The organism is Elioraea sp., assembly GCF_051860475.1.
Lineage (GTDB): Bacteria > Pseudomonadota > Alphaproteobacteria > Acetobacterales > Acetobacteraceae > Elioraea.
In genome coordinates this window covers 13001-15154 of record NZ_JBHYDW010000113.1, presented here as the reverse complement: position 1 = coordinate 15154, position 2154 = coordinate 13001, and the positions used below count along the sequence as shown (strand labels likewise).

Genomic DNA, 2154 nt, shown 5'->3' with positions numbered 1-2154 from the left:
TGGAAGATGCGCGCGCCGCCATAGGCCTCCCAGAACACCGCGTCCGAATTCGTCTTCGGCGTGCGCGGATAGGCCTTCACCTCGGCAAGCTGCGCCAGCGTCTCGGGCGAATCGTGTGCCGGCGGCGGGGCCGGCCGCACCGCGTCGCCCGCGGGCAGGATCCAGGTCCGCCACGAGCCGGCAAGTGGTGCGGCCGGCGCGTTGCCCTGCCAGCGCCCGGGCCCCGAAGGCGGCGTGCCGGTCCACGGCCGCGCCGCGCCATCCTCGCGCGCGCGGGCCAGCGCCAGCGCCGCCACCGCCTCGCCGATCTTGCGCCCGGCCTCGGCGTCGGAGGGGAATTCGAGGGCTGCGTGCTGGCGCAGCGCCACCTCCTCGGCCGCGAGCGTCCGGAACCGCTCGGCCTCCGCCGGGATCAGCGCGGTGAGGATCGTGCTTGCCGCCGCCGCGACCGCAGCCGCTTCCGAGGGGTAGGACGGCGCAGCGGGTCGCACCCCCGCGACGGCGAGCGCGGGGTCTTGCCGGGACGGCGCCTGGCGCTTGTAGGTCGCCTTCGCGGTCCAGACGACGACGCTGACGTCGTGCAGGCTCGCATGCAGGAGCGCGAGCGCGCGCGAGGCGCCGCCGACCGTGATGTGGCGGTCCACCAGCGCGCCGATCGCGGCCTCGTTCCAGCGATGCACCGGACCGCCGGTTTCGGTCCGGCGGAGGCGAAGCGTCAGATCCGCCGGCCGGTCCGCCATCCTGCCGCGCAGGGCGACGAGTTCCGCCGCCGTCGCGGCCGCGCTCGGCGGTGGCGGGACGGCGATCGCGGACGGGTTCGCGATCAGGAAGGTCGGCCAGTCGGCCGTGCGGGCGCGCTCGGCCGCAAGGACCGGGGACGCCAGGGATACCGCGAGAACGCCCGCGGCAAGGGATGTGACGACGCGCATGGCGCGGTCTCCTTCGAGGGTGGTCGATGCCCTGATGCTGGACCGTCGCCGAGGCGCGCGCTGTCCGGATTCCGCCATCCCGTACCGGAAACGACACTGACATGATCGGGGCGTAGCGTTCGCCCATGCTCGACGCAGCCCGAGGCGCGACACCGTCGCCTGACGATGCTTCGCCGGTGATCGGCAGGGCCGTGTCGGCGCTGCGGGCGATGCTGACCGCGGACCCGACTGCTGCCCCAAGCACGGAGACGCTCGCGCAAGCGGCGGGCGTTTCATCACGCACATTGCAGCGGCGCTTGCGGCATGCGCTCGGCACCAGGCCAGGTGCGCTCGCGCGCCGGCTCCGACTCGCGGCAGCACGCGAAACGCTGCTCGCGGGCGAGGTGACGACGGTGACCGAGGCTGCGTTGCAGCACGGCTTCTCGAACCATGGACGGTTTGCCGCGGCCTACGCGGCCGCGTTCGGCGAGCAGCCCTCGGCGACGCTGCGAGCGGCCCGCGTGCGGCATGCCGGTGGACCTGCCGCCGGCGGCACCGGCCCGCTGATCGAGTTGCGCCCGGTGCAAGGCGCCGACGCCGTTCAGGCGCGACGCATGACAGACGAGCTTGCCGCCGCGCTGTGCCGCAACCGCGACCTCTCCCTGCGCGACCCGCACGCGCCACTCACGCCGTCCGATGCGCAGCGTCTGTTCCGCCTCGAAGCGCGGCTCGATCCGGACCGTATCGTTCTGACCCTGGTCCACCCCGGGCGCGGCGTCGTGCTCTGGATCGGCCATGAGGCGTTGGCAGAGGCAGACGGTGTGGCGTGGCCTCACCGCGCCGCCGCGGCGATCCGCGGCGCGGTCGAGGATGCACGGCTCGCCGAAGCCCGCCGTGCCCCGCGGCGATCCGCCGATGCCGAGACGCTCGTGACGCGCGCCCGCCCCGCTGCCCTGTCGCTCGAACGCGGCACGGTCGCGGTCGCGCTCGACCTGCTGAACGATGCGCTGCACCGCGACCCCGCGCATCCGATCGCCCATGCGCTCGCCGGCTGGTCGCACGCGCAGAGCGCGATGCACAACTTCGTCAAGGACCCGGACGCGGAGCGCGAGCGGGCCCTTGACCACGCCCGACGCGCGGTGGCGATCGCGCCCGACGACCCCGAGGTGCTGACCCACGCCGCGGCGGCGATGTCGCTGACGCGTCGGCACGACGAGGCGGAACGGCTGGCGATGCGCGCGGTCGC

General features: G+C 74.6%; 2 protein-coding genes. One reads left to right on the top strand and one right to left on the bottom strand.

Going from position 1 to position 2154, the window contains the following annotated elements; all coding sequences use genetic code 11:
- The coding region (locus ACTIFU_RS17400; protein WP_439579583.1) for a hypothetical protein at positions 1–929 on the bottom strand (929 nt) is incomplete at its 3' end.
- Between the two features lie 296 nt (positions 930–1225).
- Here ACTIFU_RS17400 and ACTIFU_RS17395 point away from each other — a divergent pair.
- The coding region (locus tag ACTIFU_RS17395; RefSeq protein WP_439579582.1) for a helix-turn-helix domain-containing protein at positions 1226–2154 on the top strand (929 nt) is incomplete at its 3' end.